Origin of the sequence: Streptomyces sp. NRRL F-525 (assembly GCF_000716605.1) — a bacterium.
Classification (GTDB): domain Bacteria; phylum Actinomycetota; class Actinomycetes; order Streptomycetales; family Streptomycetaceae; genus Streptomyces.
This window is the reverse complement of record NZ_JNXE01000191.1, coordinates 1-317: the sequence shown is the minus strand read 5'-3', so window position 1 is coordinate 317 and position 317 is coordinate 1. Positions and strand designations below refer to the sequence as shown.

At 68.1% G+C, this 317-nt stretch carries 1 protein-coding gene; it reads left to right on the top strand.

Annotated elements, in window-relative coordinates:
- The coding region (locus OO69_RS48480) for an alpha/beta fold hydrolase (RefSeq protein WP_033287448.1) at window positions 1–317 on the top strand (317 nt) is incomplete at both ends.

Here is a 317-nt window from a genome sequence, read left to right as displayed (position 1 = left end):
CCCTTCTACGGCTTCAACCGGGAGGGCGCGACGGTCTCCCAGGGGCTGATCGACCACTGGTGGCTCCAGGGGATGATGGGCGCGGCCAACGCCCACTACGAATGCATCGCGGCGTTCTCGGAGACCGACTTCACCGACGACCTCAAGCGGATCGACGTCCCCGTCCTGGTCGCGCACGGCACGGACGACCAGGTCGGGCCCTACGCGGACGCGGCGCCGAAGTCGGCCGAACTCCTGGCGAACGCCACCCTGAAGTCGTACGAAGGGCTTCCGCACGGCATGCTCTCGACCCATCCGGAGGTCCTCAACCCCGACCT